Source organism: Fibrobacter sp. (genome assembly GCA_012523595.1).
Taxonomy (GTDB): domain Bacteria; phylum Fibrobacterota; class Chitinivibrionia; order Chitinivibrionales; family Chitinispirillaceae; genus JAAYIG01.
Genome location: JAAYIG010000139.1, coordinates 25,132 through 43,624, shown reverse-complemented (window position 1 = coordinate 43,624; position 18,493 = coordinate 25,132). Strand labels below are relative to the sequence as shown.

The 18,493-nt window shown below is 44.9% G+C and carries 11 protein-coding genes and 1 pseudogene; 9 read left to right on the top strand and 3 right to left on the bottom strand.

Annotated features, from left to right (window positions below; genetic code table 11):
- Positions 1–351: 351 nt before the first annotated feature.
- Positions 352–1,386 (bottom strand): IS630 family transposase, encoded by a 1,035-nt coding sequence (locus tag GX089_09735; protein ID NLP02762.1) that lies wholly within the window; start codon positions 1,384–1,386, stop codon positions 352–354.
- 505 nt (positions 1,387–1,891) lie between these two features.
- Here GX089_09735 and GX089_09730 point away from each other — a divergent pair.
- Positions 1,892–2,533 carry a LysE family translocator gene (locus tag GX089_09730; GenBank protein ID NLP02761.1) on the top strand — a complete coding sequence of 214 codons (642 nt, stop codon included), beginning with the start codon at positions 1,892–1,894 and terminating at the stop codon, positions 2,531–2,533.
- Positions 2,534–2,792: 259 nt separating this feature from the next.
- On the opposite strand, the pseudogene GX089_09725 reads toward GX089_09730, so the two are convergent.
- A pseudogene (locus GX089_09725) lies at positions 2,793–3,584 on the bottom strand (poly(3-hydroxybutyrate) depolymerase).
- A gap of 1,345 nt (positions 3,585–4,929) precedes the next feature.
- On the opposite strand from GX089_09725, the gene GX089_09720 reads away from it, so the two are divergent.
- The 7 genes from GX089_09720 (at position 4,930) to GX089_09690 (ending at position 15,967) form a co-directional block, all read left to right on the top strand.
- Positions 4,930–5,766, top strand: a complete 837-nt coding sequence (locus GX089_09720) for a hypothetical protein (GenBank protein ID NLP02760.1) — start codon at positions 4,930–4,932, stop codon at positions 5,764–5,766.
- Entirely contained in the window at positions 5,670–6,302 is a 633-nt protein-coding gene (locus GX089_09715) for a hypothetical protein (protein ID NLP02759.1), read from the top strand. Before GX089_09720 ends, GX089_09715 begins: the two co-directional genes overlap by 97 nt.
- Before the next feature lie 183 nt (positions 6,303–6,485).
- Positions 6,486–6,749, top strand: coding sequence for a hypothetical protein (locus GX089_09710; GenBank protein NLP02758.1), 264 nt, complete (start codon positions 6,486–6,488; stop codon positions 6,747–6,749).
- A gap of 195 nt (positions 6,750–6,944) precedes the next feature.
- Complete coding sequence (locus GX089_09705) at positions 6,945–9,914, top strand: LamG domain-containing protein (GenBank protein ID NLP02757.1); 2,970 nt, start codon at positions 6,945–6,947, stop codon at positions 9,912–9,914.
- 85 nt (positions 9,915–9,999) lie between these two features.
- Positions 10,000–11,586 carry a family 43 glycosylhydrolase gene (locus tag GX089_09700; protein NLP02756.1) on the top strand — a complete coding sequence of 529 codons (1,587 nt, stop codon included), beginning with the start codon at positions 10,000–10,002 and terminating at the stop codon, positions 11,584–11,586.
- Between the two features lie 834 nt (positions 11,587–12,420).
- Entirely contained in the window at positions 12,421–13,512 is a 1,092-nt protein-coding gene (locus tag GX089_09695; GenBank protein ID NLP02755.1) for a sialate O-acetylesterase, read from the top strand.
- 415 nt (positions 13,513–13,927) lie between these two features.
- Entirely contained in the window at positions 13,928–15,967 is a 2,040-nt protein-coding gene (locus GX089_09690) for a glycoside hydrolase family 5 protein (protein ID NLP02754.1), read from the top strand.
- A gap of 65 nt (positions 15,968–16,032) precedes the next feature.
- Here the strand turns inward: GX089_09690 and GX089_09685 are convergent, their stop codons facing one another.
- Positions 16,033–16,779 (bottom strand): hypothetical protein, encoded by a 747-nt coding sequence (locus GX089_09685; GenBank protein NLP02753.1) that lies wholly within the window; start codon positions 16,777–16,779, stop codon positions 16,033–16,035.
- Here GX089_09685 and GX089_09680 point away from each other — a divergent pair.
- Positions 16,702–18,420, top strand: a complete 1,719-nt coding sequence (locus GX089_09680) for a glycoside hydrolase family 97 protein (GenBank protein ID NLP02752.1) — start codon at positions 16,702–16,704, stop codon at positions 18,418–18,420. The genes GX089_09685 and GX089_09680 overlap by 78 nt on opposite strands.
- Positions 18,421–18,493 lie beyond the last annotated feature (73 nt).

Genomic DNA, 18,493 nt, shown 5'->3' with positions numbered 1-18,493 from the left:
CCCATGGGGGAAGGGTTCCAATTATTGGAAACACTATTGCAATTACATAAACTATACAGTTATATTATTTGTAGCATTAAATACACCTGCACTATATACCAGTTTACACAAAAAATTCCGCACACCCGATTGTAATGTCCGTATTATCTTTTTGAATATATTATTCCTTTATCTTTCATTTCCTTTTTCCGCGCGCATCCTTTCCTTTGGCAGAAAAATGTTGCATAACTCCTTGCACACTGCAATGCAGTGTGCAAGCTTTCAGGACAGCATATTGCATTGCGTCATGCTCTGCTTCAGGTACTGTTCCTTGTTATTTTTATTATTCCGGCAATTCAAATGTTACACATTTCATGCTGCATAGCTAACAAGTTTATGGTTAAAGAAATATCTAACTTTGGACTTAATTTTCTGTAAACTTTTCATATAATTGAGAAGGTTTGTAGAGAGTTCTTTTTGATCACAAGGTGCTCGTTTGTTACTGGTAGAAGTTTTTACATCCTGGTTCAAATATTCATCGGGGATTCTCTCAGGTGTATACGCAGGTAAGAAGAACAACTCAATTTCATTTTTGTGCTCATCTAGCCATTCCTGGACAAGTTTCACATGATGAACACGCAAATTATCAACAATCAGAAAAACCTTTTTATGCGCATCCTTAATAAGACGCTTCAGAAAAGAAAGGAATATATCGATATTGAGCCCACCCTTATAAATCATAAAACGAAGTTGTCCCTGGTTGGCTATAGCAGAGATCATGCTTGTAGAGAATTGAGCACCTGTAGTATACCGAACAGGTGTTTTCTCAACAGGAGAATACCCTCGTCCACGATTATCTTCACTGGACAAGCCAGTTTCATCTCCCCAGTAGATTTCTGCTTTTTCAGCCTTCGCTCGTTTCTTTATCGCAGGATACTCTTTATCAAGCCACTGCTTTACCGCTTGCGGCTTTTGTTCATATGCTCTTCGCAAAGGTTTTTGCGGAGTAAATCCCCAACGCTTCAAGTATTCACCAATTGTTCGTATCGGCAAGAGAATTTCAAATTGACTCTCAATCAACTCTTGCACGGCTTTTCTTGTCCACAAGGCAAATGGAAGTTTCAACTGCTCAGGGCATTTATCAGTTATCATACGCTGAATCTGCTTTTCCTGATCTACAGTCAAAATACGCTGTTCGCCATATCGACGACCGCGGGTCAGGTACTTAAGTCCTTGAGGTCCTTTTTCCTCAAATTGTTTGAGCCATGTGTACAATGTCTTCCGATTAATTTCAAAAAAATTGGCGACATATTCTTGAGATTGGCCAGCTTTTACCATTTTGATCGCAGCCTTTTTTATTTCAAGCTGCGCTTCAGAAGTAAGTTTTCTGAAATCTCGTTTTCCCATGCACTAAATATAAGTTTTGGAATATCATATTAGGGTATATATTATTGCCGAGGTAATAGAAGTCTCGTATGAGACAGTGTCCTCGTTAAAGAATGATAAAAGAATTAGTTCTTTAGGATTTCCGTGTAACCCCCAGGCATCCAATCCTGTTCTTAAAACTGTTTTTACTTTTTTAGTTAATACATTACATGAATTATCGACACCATCATTGTTATTGCTGTTTACTGATTCTATACAGGATGTAAATAATAGTGACAATAATAAAAAAAACGTAAACATTATGCTGTTTTTCTATTGATTTTTTTCTTTAGGGGTGAATATGATCATCATTCTTACATGCCCTGCTTCAGGTACTGTCCCTTGTTATTTTTGATTATTATAGAAAAAGATACAAAAAATTAAAATAGTTTACAAAAAGAATCTCCACTATCCGGCCGATTTATTTTATTTCTATATCAACGGGTCTTAAAGACTTACCTTTTCGTGAATCGTGGTTTTATATAGAATGGAACAGACCGTTTTACAGCAGCTACTCTCTATTTGTGCAATTGCAGGGGCAATTGCGGCAGGGGCGGTCAGTCCCGGACCCAGTTTCATACTGGTTGCACGCACTTCAGTTTCCTTTTCACGTTCTGCCGGTCTGGCGGCTGCACTGGGTATGGGCGTTGGCGGAGCAACGTATGCCACAGCAGCTCTGGTTGGACTCAACAGTATCTTTACTGCCGTTCCACAGGTCTATATGGCGTTTAAAATTGCAGGAGGGCTCTATCTTGCGATTCTGGGGCTCAGGATCTGGAGAAATTCATCAAAGCCATTCGATTCAACTGTCACTTCCGATAAAGAAAACAGCAAAAATGCATTTTTACTGGGTCTCGGGACACAATTGAGTAATCCAAAAGCCGCGGTAGTTTACGCAAGTGTTTTTACCGCACTTCTTCCAGGGATTTATTCTTTGACACTTGCTATTATCCTGGTGGCTGTAATTTTTGCCATCGAGACAGGATGGTACTCGATAGTAGCAGTGAGTCTATCATCACAAAAGGCCCGAGGGACCTATTTGCGTTCCAGGAAATGGATTGACCGTCTTGCGGGCGGATGCGTTACCGCTCTCGGAGTCAAACTGCTAATCTCATTCAGTCAAAAATAAAAGGTTATTCTCACTACGAAATAAAGCTTAACTGGTGTATACGGTTTTCACCGGACACTGCAGTTTTAATTGATCTGCCATTACGTGCAAACAACGATCCTTGTCTGTGCCCCACTATTCTTTCTCTCCGAGTGTGTCTATAATCACTCGCTGAACTGATTGACTATTGTTGATACAAAAAGAACCGGCACTGAAGGAGCAGCCCTTTGCAGAGCCATCTTCAGAGCCGTTGTTCAGAGAAGGGAGCAGATACTAATTAAAACTGAGTGAAGAAATCCCAGGCCTTCTTTTTGGTCCATGTTCTGGCGCCATCATCACCGCCTCCCTCCACATGCCCCGGAGTATGACCGCCATCAAAGGCGCACCATTCTACAGGATATCCATCTCTGCACTGGTACCGTGTACAAATATGTGTATTGCTTCCGCGAGAGGGTTCAGGGGCATTCAGAGCGGTGCAGCCGTTATTATTGACAAATCTGTCGCGCAGTGATCGCCCGGCGCTGATGCTGCATGTTGGGTCACTTATCCCATGAATTCCCAGGTAAGCAATTGGAGTTGTTCCGCCGTCACATCCACTGAGCTGTGCACCGGCGTATACTGCCACAGCGCGGAACACTTTTGCCCGTGAACAGGCCAGAGAGTAACTCATGCCTCCGCCATAGCTGAAACCCAACGCAAAGATCCGTGTAGTGTCGACACAAAGGTCTTCCTTGATGCGTTTCAGTATTTCGTCTACAAACGCGATGTCTCGACCGCCGCTGTTTGCCCATCCTGCATTGAGACCATTAGGCGCAATAAAAATCATCTGTTTATCTGTACTCTTGTCAGCCTGTTCCCTGAGTCCGTAGTAGGACCAGGTGTATCCACTGGATCCCCCACCGTCAATATCGTTCATGCTTCCACCGTTCCAGTGAAACGCGAATACCACTGGATAGGAGCGGGTGTTATCGTAGTTTTCAGGAATTCTGATCATGAACTCCCGTTGCTGACCATTAACCTGAATTGTCTGTCTGCCGCTTTTAAGAGTGGGATTTTTACCGCATCCGGCAGTGCAACAGTTTCCATTTGCGGAATCAAGAGTGATATTGATATTATCCTGTTCGTAAGAGGTGATCGGAACAGATTTGGTTTTATAATTTTCTGCAGTGACTCTAATGGTATCATCGATCGCGGCCATCTTTGCCAGTCCTGAATTTCCGGCTAAGGATGTTGATCTGGATTGAATAAACGGGTGGTTGTCGCTTAATGGAGCATAGCGAAACAGGAATTGTTCATTACCGAGAGTAGCCCTGATGATAAGGAGTTTTGAACGGAATTTATTGCCGATGTTAAAGGAATAGAATCCGCTCGATACATCAGATAACGCTTCTTTTCCAAGCAATTTCCCCTTGATATCAAACAATTCGACCTTCACCGGCACGGCATCAGGAAGGTTGAACTTTAAAACACCGTTTTCCAGGGTAATCTTCTGATTTGTAGGAGCTAAAGTGATGGAAGAGAGATTGGAAACGGAGGTAATAGAGAAAAGACCCTCACTGTTTGTTTTGGCACTGGAGCCCTCTTTCACCAGGCTTACAGTGGCATTTGCGATGGGTTTTCCGGCTTTGTTTGTGACTTTACCGCTAAGATTAACGGCATAGGCTGATGAGATGAATAAAAAGAGACTGAGTACGACGGGTTGATACATAGATTCCACCCTTCTTAACTGTGTTTTAAGATGAGACTGTTAATTTCATGGGCTTGTACGATGATCTCTTTTAGTGCATGAAAGATGATCCCCCTACCATAATATAAGGAGTCACTATTGTGGAATACAGAATTATGGAGTTGAGTTTTTATAAAGTGTTCCAGAAACCGGAACGGTGTGACGGTAATCGGTATCAATCGAATGCTTCTCATCCGAATTACTCCTCCTGGAGAGTAATCCAGAAAAGTTTGTTCATTGAAGAACTAATATAAGTGGGAGGTCTCCCCCTGCCTCCAGCCCGTCGAAGACTCCGGTCTTCCGTCACCCCCTCTGTGTCGACATAGTGTAATGCCCATCGGGAAAATGTTACAAGTCTAGTAAGTTAATCTGGCTCCTCAATCTTTACTGGTGGAAGAAGAAACGAATATTGTATACCGGATTTCCAGGGTGGATTTATGCACCCTCTTATTGTTGTACCCTGTTCTGTTGTAATATGTCTGTACAGATTAGATAAGTTAACCGGACATAACTAAAAACGGCAGAACCGTTGACATATATTGTAATCAACGAATCTTAAATGTATAATATACACTGACGATTTTAGAGCCTTTCATCCATATAAATTTTTACAAAAAACGAGGGTCGCCGGTATGAATAAGATTAATTCAATGCGCTTATCCTGTCTGCTGCTTTTTCAACAGCCATCTTTATGAGCGTGTCAGCGTACAATGAGGAAAACTGGATTCCTGTCAATGAGAATGCTTCCTGTCTTTCTGTGGACAAAATAATCTGTGATAAGAATGGGGTCCTGCATGCGTCCGGAGTATTTGTTACACTTTCCGGGGACACTGTCGAAGGGCTTGTCCGGAAAATCGAAGATGACTGGGAACCGGTAGGGACAATCAGGGGAACTGTAAGTACATTTACTTTTGATACTGCCGGAAACATTTATGCCGCAGGGAATTTATACCTGGACGATACCGGTTCTTTTGCGCACTTTGCAAAATATGATGGAGAAACCTGGAGCGCATTTGGCGGTAAAAGAGGCTGCAGCTATAACTCTGTAAGAGTACTTGCAGTCGATTCTGTCGGCAATGTTTATGCAGGGGGTTACTTTAAAAAACTGGGTGATGACAGTGTACGCAGTATTGGTTACTGGGATGGAAACAGATGGAACAAGATAAAAAGCACCTATTTTGCCAATGACTCGACTGACGGGGTAGATGGGGAGGTGAACGCTATCGCATTTACCAGAACATCTTTGGAAGTGGGAGGGAATTTTACGATCTATTACGGGAATAATCATGTATTGGAGTCTATGGGGTCCTGGTACGATGGATATTTCCATTACTATGCAGGTCAGGGCTGTTCCCGCAGAGATCCTAATACTCTGGAAATTGTAGTTGCAACTGTATACGATATCGCCCTGAGCGCAAATCGGGAGAAGATGTGGATCGGGGGAATTTCAGTGGTTTCGACGGGTGGACCAATTATGGTCTCGCCGGGTCATCAGGAGGTACATTCCTTGGTCCGGCTTCGGCCGTAATTGCACTTGAGCCTTACGGTAATGACGGGGTTTTTCTCTATGGATCTCTGAACACATCCAGCAAACCTGCAAAATCATCCAAAATGATGTATCATGGCAGTGGTCTTCCTGACTTCACAAATTTTATGATCACAAATGGTCCGAATGGTACGGTTTCGGATATGGCTTATGACAGCCTGTCACATTCACTTTACATAGCTGGCAGTTTCAATAAAGTGGGTTCAAAGCGTTCTCCTAAAATAGCCAAATTTTTTCTTGACCCGCCTGTCAGAGCAGTTCAGCCAGGGAAATTTACGAATGCCAAAAGAAGTGTAATGCTTACCGGTAAAAATCTTCTGCTCTCAGGATTTGCCGCAGGGGACTACAAAGTCACTTTGTTCTCTCTGAACGGACGTCAGCTCTTTTCAAAAGACCTGCAATTGAGCTCGCAAAAAGCAATGATCAGCTTGCCGTTTAAAGCTGAAGGCAGTTTTATTTGTAAAATTGCGTCTGCAAACGGCGGAAGAGATTTTATGACAATTACCTCAGTGAAATAACTGCTGGCTTGTATGAGGGTACGAGTGTAAGAGTGTACGACAGTACGACAATGCAGGGGTACGACAAAACGAAAAACGAGTGTTATGACAATACGAGATATGTGTCTAATCCTTAGTTCTGTATCTGTCTCTTAAAAACCTTAGTATCTGTCTTTAAAACCTTAGTAGCAAGTAGAAAAAATAATGACCATAACCTTATTACCTTATTCAGAAACGACAATACGACAGCACGACAACACGACATATGAGGGGGCGTTAGGTCTACCCTGGAAATCCGGTATACAATTATCGTTTCTTCTTCCACCAGTAAAGATTAAGAAGCCAGCTTTACTTACCCGACTTGTAACATTTTCCCGCAGGGCACAGCACTATGTCAACATAGAGGGGGTGACGGAAGACCGCAGTCTTCTGCGGGCTGAAGGCAGGGGGAGACTTCCCGCTTATTAATTGTCAATGCAGTAATTGCCTTCGTATGAAAATCATTCGATACCGATGCCGATACCGACTGAGGATGTGTTGAGTTAATCCTCAACAGAATTATCTTCTCAAAACTTATTCCTGATGAATAAAAACGGGTTTATTCTTATATTGATTACTGACGTGTCAAGTGAGATCATGTTGTGTCAGCAAAAAGGATATATAATGAATAAAGCACGCTTTTTTCCCGGTGGATTCTCTGCTTTGATGGTGATTGTTCAGACACTCTTTTTCAGTTCCGGCGCCCAGACTATCTCAAACAGTCACTTCTCAATTAACATCGGAAGCCATGGGGAGATCTCCTCGTTTCAGATTACAGGTGACATGTATCCAACCAACTATGTCATGAATGCCACAAACAGCCCTGATCAGAACACCTCTGATCACCAGTGGGTCGGTGAGCTTCTATTTTCCTACAGAGTGGGTTCGGGCAACTGGATCGAGGCATCTACAAACAGATCTGCCGACGTGAGGCGCAAGAGCCAGAATGGAAACCAGATAACTGTCACATACAACAATTCTGCAAACAGTGACGGGATAAGAAATTTCGAACTGACAGAAAGATATTCGCTGGTGGAAGACTATGTTCTCTGGGAGATAACGTTGAAAAACACAGGCAACCAGGATATTGTCTTTGCAGATATCGGCCTGCCGCTGCCATTCAATGAGAAATGGCTGCAGAGTAATGATGTGATATATGAGACACGGACACTGGCTCATTCGCATGTGGCTCAGAACAGCTCTTATATGCGGATAACAAGACCAAGCGGCAGGGGCAAATTTCTTCTGATGATTCCTGATGCCAGTACCGGAGCTGGATTTGAATACAGGGATGTCTGGGAGGGAACTCATCACCCGGGAAGTGCCTGGGCAATCGATACAGCCGGCCGTTCCAACTGGAGAGACCGCTATAAGTATCCCAAAGGCCTGCATGTTTACTATATCCATTCCGACAGGATCAAATCTCTGGGAAGGGGATATCTGCCAAATACCTCTTTGACTCTCTCTCCGGGTTTGTCAAAGACTTACGCCTTCAAGTTTTTCGCAGTCGAGAACGAGCAGGCTATGAGGGAAACGATTTACAAAGAGGGACTGGTGGATGTTACCGTGGTTCCGGGTATGATTGTGTCTACAGATATGACAGTTAAAGCAGCATTGAGGACAACTAAAACGATCAACTCCGTTACAGCAGAGTTTCCCGGTGAGACCACTGTTTCACCTGGTGAAGCAAAATCCGGCGACTATCACATCTATCAATTGAAATTTTCCCGTCTGGGGCCGAATGATATCGTAGTGAACTATGGTGAGAATGAGAAAACCACTCTCCAGTTCAATGTTATCGAGCCTCCGGGGGCGGCAATCCAGAGACACTCAACGTTTCTGGTCGAGAAACAGCAGTGGAATTCCCCCGGGATGCTTCAGGACAAAGTCTTTGATGACTGGTTGATGGAGAAGAAGCAGAAGAGGAATGTGTTTAACGGCTACTGGGGTTGGGGTGATGACTGGGGATATGTAAAGGGGCTGTTTCTTGCCTGGAAAAATGTTTACAATCCCGTAATATCGGAAATCAATGCTGTTGATCAGTATCTTGAAACAGCTATATGGAACAGGCTGATGCGTAACACTCATAACTCTTACCTCATCTATGATTTCCTCATGCCTGAACCAAATACCACTCCAACCTATCGCGGCTATGCTTATCCCCATATTTATAACACCTATTTTGCGATGTATCAGATTGCAAAGCTGCATTCAGATATTGTCCAGACAATACATCCTCCGCAGACCTATCTTCTCAGGTGTTACAATATCCTTAATGCCCAGTATGGTCAGGGGGTTGCCTATAACTGGGACACAGGAGTCATGGGGGAGCAGACTACCCCTGAGATCATTGCTGCTCTGCAGGCTGAGGGGCTTACCACTCAGGCTAACCGGGTAATTGAAATCATGAGGACCAAATACAATAATTTTCGCAGTAACCCTTATCCGTTCGGTTCGGAATACAGCTACGATAATACCGGTGAAGAAGCTATCTATACGCTTGCCAGGATGAACGACAACACGAATATGATGGGGCAGATAAACGCAAAAACCAGGGCCTGCAGGGGAAATTCTCCTTTGTGGTACTATTATGCTGTTCCGATCACTATCTGCGGTGAAGCATGGTGGCAGTTTCAGTACACTGTGGCGCTGGCAGGATATGCAATGAATGACTGGATGTTGAACCACTCAAGCACCCCGGAACTCGACGCCCGTCTTGCTTATGCCGCAAAAATTGCAAACCTCGCACATATAAACTCCGGTCAGATCAATTCCGATCCGGATAATCTGGGTGCTGCAGCATGGACCTATCAGGCTGCACTGGGTCCAAACTACATAGGCACGGTACAGATGAAAGACGGCGGGAAACTGCAGAACGGATGGCGGAACCTGGATGGAGAAGCGCAGTTGGGGTTCTGGGGAGCGATAAGAATTCTGAGCGCCGATATAGTTGACGATCCGGTATTCGGACTTTACGGGTACGGATGTGACATTGAGAGAAGCGGATCGAACCTTGTTATCACGCCGAAAGATGGAATCTGCAAGCGTCTCAATATGGTTTCAAAAAAGCTCTCTGTTGAGCTGGATCAGGATCAGTACACAAAGGCTGTTATCGGGGAAAACAGCGATTACATCGAGTTGACACTCAGAAACCTCAAAAGAACCGTCCATAAGACAAACATCGGGATAAAGGGGCTCTCCCCGGCTGCTTACAATGTAATTGCAGATGGTCAGGTGCAGAATTCATTCAATGCTTCTGCAGGAGAAGTATCGAGGGTGAGTATTCAAACCGGAACTGCTGAAAGCTACAGTGTAAAAATTCGGAATGCCTCTATCGGTGTGCTCAATCTTCCCTGCCACAGGAGTTTCTCGATGAGCCGTTTAGGCAGCAGTTTCATTATAAGAGGTCCTCTGGAGGCTGCCGGGAATGTCTCTCTGCGGATATTCAATGTCAAAGGAGAGGTGGTTGCTGAGTTTAAGGACATCGCCGGTGGAAAGGTTTTCTGGTCAGCCAAAAGCGGGGGCACATACGTTGCTCAGTTGATGAGCGGCAGCAAGGTGCTTGTGACCAGTAAATTCATGAACCTGAGGTGAGGGATCTTCTCTTTTTGAGGGGGAATTTACAATACATAATGCTGATCTATAAATACCATTTATTCTGCCATACAGGTGACCAATCATGAAAAAAACAATAAGCACTCTACTGGTGCTCTTTCTCAGCACGAGTCTGTTTTCAGAATCAGTTGTAAAGCTTTCCGGAACCGTTACAAAAACCGGCGGCGGTCCATTAAGGGACGTCACAGTTACCCTGAAAAATGAACCGGGCATTTCTGCAAAAACAGGCAACGATGGCAGGTTCCTGCTGGAGTCAGATGTTACACCGGTATTCAGGGAGACAGCACCGGAGGCATCTCCGGTAAAATTCAATATTAAAAGTACCGGACTTTCAGTTTCACTGGCATCCACAGGCGGCGGAACTATTATGATATTTGCGGCCAATGGTAAAAGAACTTTTTCCGAAAGTTTTACAGGTTCTGAAACTTCACAAATCATTACTTTAAATTCTTTTGTTCCCGGGTTCAGTATTGTTAACATAAACGTGAACGGAAAAACTTATGCCTGTTCGGTTCTGCGGGTTGGTAACAGCCTGCATTTTAAAAATGGCTCTTCCAATTCTGCCCGCGGCGAAAAACATACAATTGCCAAAAGATCAGAAACAGTTGATACGCTCATAGCCACAAAGAGCGGATACCGGGAAAAAAAGGTCCCGGTTTCAGTTTATATCGACTCGAACCTTACTGTTACGATGGACAGTGCGGGAGTGTGCACTCCGCCCGGACCGGGGACAAGCAAGAGCAACCCGATCTTCACGGATGTATATACTGCAGATCCGGCATGCATGGTTGATAATTGTACTTTCTACATCGCCTGCGGTCATGACCAGGGGACAAGGGGATTTGACCTGCGGGAATGGTATCTGCTCAAGAGTACCGATATGGTCAACTGGACCAGGACCACGCCCATGAAACTGAATACCTTCTCATGGACTAACGCAAATGCCTGGGCAGGACACATGATAAAAGGACTTAATGGAAAGTACTACTGGTATGTACCGATCAATGATATCGTTTACAGCAGTGACAGGATGGCAATCGGTGTTGCTGTTGCAGACAGTCCCGAGGGGCCGTGGAGTGATGCTCTGGGTAAGCCGCTTATCAATGATGCTCTTGAGATGAGCACATGGAATATTACCAATATCGACCAGACTCCTCATACGATTGATCCGGCAGTTTTTATCGATGATGATGGCCAGGCGTATCTTGTTTACGGTGGTTTCTGGACTATGGTAACAGTAAAGCTCAATTCTGACATGATTTCGCTTGGGGGGGCACTGAAAAAGAATACTCCCCCCAGTTTTTTCGAGGCGCCATATTTGATAAAGCGTAATGGTACCTATTATCTGATCTACGCTCATGGCGCTGCAAATCCCACCAAAATTGGCTATGCCACCTCCAACAGCCCGATGGGCCCATGGAATTACAGAGGAATTATCCTTGATCAGATGCCTAAAGCGGCAGGTCAGGATGAACCCACTAATCATGCAGGTGTTGCTGAGTTTGCGGGTCAGTGGTATATCGTTTACCACATAAGCAACGGTCCCAATGGAGGAGGAACATACAAACGGATGGTGTGCATTGACAAGATGGAATTTAACAGCGACGGGACAATAAAGAAGGTTACTCCAAGTTCGGCACTGACATTTTAACTGCCAATTTTATTGTTCCTTTTTTGCACCAGTAGCCGGAAAAATCCCATAATACTATGGTGAAAGATTTTCCGCATCTGATTTATCTTGCAGACGGGAAGTAGAAGATTTGTTTTTGATTAAATCGATCTTGCTTATGAAGTTTACTTCGGTGTTCCCATATTTTCCTCTTCAGCCAGCATTTTCAAATTTTACTCCGTCTATTTCATTTAAGAGAGCAATTCTTATTGGTTCAATACCGAATGTAATAATGTTTCCTTTTGTCTTGAATAATTCATCAGGAAGTTGGTGGTGTTGAAATCCAAAATCGAGCAATGCCTTTTTAAGGTTTGTAATGTTTTCATCTGAATCGGAATAGTAGATGTCGATATCTTTGGTGAAACGGGGGAACCATGGAAAGCTACAGCATATCCACCAACAATCATGTACTTAACTTTGTGACATTCGAGTAACCTTAACAGTTTTTCGAAGTCTGGCTGGATATTCATAAAGAAATTTTCCTGCTTCTATTCGTAACCTTTCCACTTCGTCAAGTCTTGCTTCAGGAGACTGCTTTTTCCAATAATCCAAAGTGTCAGTCTCAAGTTCCTTATGACTCTTAAAGACTCTGATTTTCAAATTCATAGTTGGAATTATATGTTCTAATCTGATTCTTATCAACAGCAGAAAGATCCGGATTCATCAGTGCCCGACAGGCTTTTGGCAAAATCCAATTAGTACCGCAGTTTTTGTACACATCATGTATACGAAAAGTGTTCCTGAATGGTGACTTATTGCCTGTTTATTTCACTAAAATCTTATATTAAACTGGTATTATCAATACGAAGGAGACTCATGATGTCGATGCTTAAAAGAAGCTGCATCCTTATTACGATATTTATTTGTTTATTGTCCCGGGCGGAGGCGGAACCGGACCCCAATTTCTTCATCTTTCTCTGTTTCGGACAGTCAAATATGGCTGGGGGAGCGAAACCGGGTGATGCTTTCGACTGTGATACATCATCGCTTAAGGCCCAGCGTGTAAAAGTGCTGGCCTTTACAGACTGCAACGAAATGTCTACTGCCTGTACGAACCTGAAAATTGAGCGCACACATGATCAGTGGTATACTGCTTTTCCTCCATACCATAACTGCAGTGAGGGGATCGGGCCATCGGACTATTTCGGTAAAACTCTCCTGGATTCGATCCGTGAGGACATCAAAATAGGTTTTATTCCATGTGCTTTATCAGGACTGTCCATAAAGGTTTTTCAAAAAGGGTCAAAGGAAACTATTCCAGAATATACCCGTCCTGTGGGAGTAAGCAGTGATGCGTATGGATGGATGGTCAAGCGATGCAGAATCGCACAGCAATCCGGAGTGATAAAGGGAATTCTGTTTCATCAGGGGGAAGCCGATGCCGGGCAATCCTGGTGGGTAAATGCGGCAAAGGGAATTTTTGACAGCCTGAAGAAGGATCTGGGGCTTGGTGATATTCCCATAATTTTGGGAGAACTGCTTCAGGCTCCGGGGGCCTGCTGTGCCGGTCACAATACGCATGTTCACGAGCTTGCTCCAAAGTTGCCTAATTGTAAAGTCGCGTCATCATCGGGCCTTGCTATGAGACCCAATGATCAATGGAAGGCGCATTTTGACAATGAGGGGATGAAGGAGCTGGGCAGGCGTTTTGCCAGGGCTTTCCTCTCTCTTGCGGATGAAAACTATGTTCCCCGTACAGGAGGGGTCAAAGTGGACAGAAAGAGAGTAATCTCTGTGAAAGATCTGGCTTCTTTGGAAAAAATCGCGGTTATATATTCACTCGACGGGCGCATGGTTTACCGGACAGGTATAGATGACGGCGTTTCAGGAAAGGTCAAGACCGGACAAATCTATATAGTAAAGCAAAAGACATCCGGCAACAGAGCATCGGTAGTTTTAGTCCGGTAATTATAAGCAGCAATATCCGGTAAGTTTTGCGAGCATTGATTTTTGTTCTTAAGATCGGGGTCGGTATCGGAATCGGTATCGATTGCTTTTCATCTGATTTTCTCCAACCAGCATTTGCAAAGATCAATTATTTACATTAAGAATAAGGTGTTGGAGGCCTCGCCTGATTTGGTCGGCGCCATTAATGACGCCTCCACGGAAGGAAAACCCCGATAAATCGGGGTGGTGAGTCGTACCCTCGTACTCTCATACCCTCATACCCTCGTATCTTCGTATTGTCGTATCGTCGTTTTGCCGTTCTGCCGTAGATCTTTGGGGAACGGAAAATATGGGAACTTTACATTTTTTGAACTGTTGGTTTTATATTATTCCATAATGGCCTGAAAAATAATCTCAGAAGATAAAGGAGAAGAGTATGACAAGGAAACTCAGGGAGAGATTAACGCTTAAAACAGGTATAGTATCTCTTGCCGTCTGTCTTTTGATAACCTTTTCGGTGCAGGCACAGGACCTTCTTCCGACAGCAAAATCCATTGCAGCAGAGATGGGTATTGCCTGGAATATAGGAAACAGCCTGGAGGTGCCGAAAGATCCTCTCCTGTGGGGAAACCCTCTGCCTTCCCAGAGGCTTATAGACTCGGTTAAAGCCGGCGGGTTTAAGACCATACGTATCCCCTGTGCATGGAATTCCCATGCAGATACAGTAAGTTGTGTTATCGATCCCAACTGGCTGGCTCAGGTCAAGACGGTAGTTGATTACTGCATAAAGGACAGTCTTTTTGTTATTCTTAACAGTCACTGGGACGGGGGCTGGCTTGAGGAGTGTGTTTCTGCAGACAAACAGGAAGAGGTTAACAGAAGACAGAATGCCTATTGGACACAGATTGCCAACTATTTTAAGGACTATGGACGTCACCTGCTCTTTGCCGGTACCAATGAACCGGCTGTACAGGATGTTTACGGTACCCCTTTTGGTGCTGACCGCATGGCAATCCTTAACTCTTATCATCAGACATTTATCAACGCGGTACGTGCCACAGGTGGAAACAATGCCTCTCGTACACTTGTTGTACAGGGCCCAAGAACCGACATAGAATTGACCAATCAGGTAATGAACACCATGCCCACAGATCAGATCGAGGGCAGACTAATGGCGGAAGTCCACTTCTATCCCTACCAGTTCGCACTTATGGAAAAGGATGAAGACTGGGGTAAGGTGTATTATTACTGGGGAAAGAACAATCTTTCCACTACCGATACTGAGCGTAATACCGGATGGTGTGATGAGAATTTTGTGGACTCTATGTTCAATTTTATGAAAACAAAATTTGTGGACAAGGATATCCCGGTTGTTATTGGAGAGTTTGGTGCGGTCAAGCGTATGACATTGACAGGAGAATCACTGGAGCGCCATATTCTTTCCAGGAGGATATTCTACAATTATGTTGTGTCTGCGGCCCTTAGCAGGGGGATGATCCCGGCTGCCTGGGATACCGGAGACAAGGGCAATCTTACCATGACAATTTTTGACCGTAAAACCGGTGAAATTTTTGATCTGGGCCTTCTTAACGCTATCCGTTCCGCCGCCGGGCTGCCAAAGCTTCCGGGAGATACCTCTCTGGTGAAGGTTGCGACAGGTGATTATTCCATGAAAGTTCTTTATTCCGCTGACACATCATTTGGACAGGTCCAGCTTACTGTTACAAAACAGGATATGACTCCCTATGATACAATCATAGTGCGTGCTTATGTAAACGGAGAAACCGATTATGATTCCGCCGGGGTTAGAAAGTTTGGATGGCTGGCACTGAGTGTTGTGACAATGTCTGATAACTGGACATGGCGGGAGGGGAGATTTGGTGCGATAACGATGAATAACTGGAAAGAGTACCGGATACCAATTCTGACCGATCAATCATTGAACGAGGATGCGCTTGTTCCTGCCAATCCGTCGAAGATAGATTTCCTGGCGCTTCAGGCTTATTCTGACGGGTTCAGGGGAACGATTTATGTAGATTGGATTATTTTCAAATCAAAAGCAGGTGCCTATGACACTGTTTACACATTTAATGTAGAGGCCGGTGCGAAGTATGATGGAAATGTTGATGCGGTCTCGCTGATTGAAACAAGTGCTGTTCCGGGCGATCAGGAGTGGAAAACTGTGACCAGACCCAAATTCGCAACATCCACAATACGGACATCTTCTTTCGCAACTGCCAGCACTCTTCGTGCATTCATGTCAAATGGCATGATACACGCGGATTTCAGTGTGCCTGTATCTGGAACAGTGCAGGTGATACTTAGGGATCTGCAGGGGAGAAAGATTCACTCCGGCAATATCCGAGCAAAAGCGGGAATGAACAGAATAAAAATCGGGGCTGATTACAGCGGATTGATGCTTCTTGAGGTACGTCAGGGGGCTAATAAATTAACAAGTAAAGTAGTCTGCCGGTAAAGTAAAAAACTGTCTGTATAAAAAAAGCCTTGCTCCACCGGGGCAAGGCTTTTTTATATTAGCGGTCAATCGACCGGTGTAATCATGAAAATCGCCTTTGCGACATTCCCGTCACCGTTAAAATTCAGCTCTATCGTTCTTCCGTCAAATTCAGATACGTAAACATTCTTTGTCGAAAAACCGAGGTTGTCGTCACCCCCGGTGTCATCTTCCTGAAGGTTTCCGCTGAGAGTGATATAGGTGTTGTTATCGACATTTTTCAGGGTTGTTCTTGTTGAGGCATTGATATTAAGAATCCCGCCGATATCATTGACGATCTGCGCCTGTTCCTCACCGACTGACCACAGATAAACCGGATCTGAACCCGGTACTGTGACCGCCAGCCATCCATACATCTCAGCTTCACTTCCCGCATCGTCACAATTTGTACATTCAATATACATTAGTTTGACTTCATAGCTGTTTGACACTCTCTGGCATTGTCTTACATTGTATTCTGAAGTAAGGATGATGTTGGCGACTGAATTATCCTTCAGGTACCTTAACTTATAAGACAATGCGGCACCTGGTGAATCTTTTGAATAATTCCCGCCGCTGCTGATAAATCCTACAATTCCCTCGATGCCATTTACTGCCCGGACCGCATCACTGCCGGAACCCCCAAGAATATATGCTTTCAGTGTGGAACTATTGATAATGCGATCAGGCTTCCAGCCAACTCCACTGCTTTCATCATGCCCTATGATATCTATGGAACCTACCAGCCGGGGTATGAAAACTACTGGAACAACAATATTCCTGTTGGTACTCAGGTATCAGGAGTTACAATTTGCGGTGACGGCGCCAGTGGATGGGCCATGCCTGCGCTTTTTAAAACACCAACCGGCCACTACGTGCTCTTTTTTGAAACCGATGTTACAGAGAATTTCTGCGGCATGCACCTGCGGGAGCCCAGTAATAATGTGTACCGTCTTGCCATGCCGCTGCAGGCTGAAGCAAACAACAATGGTCCGGTGAACCCGTCCTGGACCCTGCCCTGGGTAATGCCCTGGCGTGTAGTGGCTGTGGATGCATCCCCTGCCGGAATACTCGAACAAACTCTGGCATTCGATCTGGCAACACCCTCGATGATCGATGATGTATCATGGATACGCCCGGGCCGTGCATCGTGGTCGTGGTGGTCGAACGAGGATGTAACCCGTTACAGTAACGTTACACCGTTCATTGATATGGCACAGCAGTTCGGGTGGGAGTACAGCCTGGTAGATGTCGGATGGAACCAGATGACATCAGGCGGTGGTGGCACCTGGCAGGATCTTGTAAACTACGCGAAAGGTAAGAACGTGTCGCTTCTGTTCTGGTACAACAGCGGCGGCACAAACAGCACAGTCAATATGCAGCCACGCAACCGCATGAGCAGTGCCAGTACACGCCGGAATGAAATGAACACGATAAGCACTGCGGGTGTCAAGGGGATCAAGGTCGATTTTTTCCATGCAGACAAGCAGTGGATAATTCAATACTATCTCGATATCCTGCGTGATGCCGCGGAGTACAAACTGGCTGTAAACTTTCACGGGTGTACTGTGCCGCGCGGCTGGCAGCGCACGTATCCGAACCTGATGACTATGGAATCGGTGCGGGGGGCTGAATATTACAAATACGATGGAAGGTATCCATCCGGCCAGCCGGTGCGTAATACGATTCTACCGTTCACCCGCAATGCTGTCGGATCTATGGATTATACTCCAGTCACTTTTACAGCCATGGCGAACAGGCACATAACAACCAGTGGCCACGAATTGGCACTGTCGGTGATGTTTGAATCCGGTATACAGCATTTTGCTGACAGGGTGAGCGCGTATACATCGCTTTCCTCAGATATCCGGGACTTTCTCTCTACTGTCCCTGTGGCCTGGGATGATACAAAATATCTTCTTGGAGAACCCGGGACTTATCTGGTTATTGCCCGGAAAAAAGGGGACCACTGGTATGTCGGCGGGATTAATGGGCAGAGAAATTCACAGAGTGTAACGGTACCCCTCTCTTTTCTCCCCTCAGGCGTGCAGTATTCCATGCTGCGTATTGCCGATGGATCATCAAATACCACATTTGATGAGTTACAGGGTACGGTAGAATCAACAGGATCAATTACCGTTACCATGAGTGCGAACGGCGGGTTTGTTGTGAGGCTGAAAAATCTGGATCCTGTCAGAACCATACGGAAGGACAAAAATGAGACAATCAGAAATCACGTGTCAATGTTGGTTTCTGCAGGCAGCGTGCTGAGGCTCCCTGCTGGACATAAAGACAAATTGACCTCAGTCCGGATATTTAATCTCAATGGGAAGATGCTCGGTTCATTACAGATGGAAAACGGCAGAATTCTGGATCTGAAGCGGATGGGAACTGGCGGCAAGGGTTTGGTTATTGTCAAGCTGGAGGGATATTGAAGGGGGAAGTGCGACAGGACGAGGGCAAGACAATACGAATGCACGACAATACGAGGGTACATATCTAGTTCAC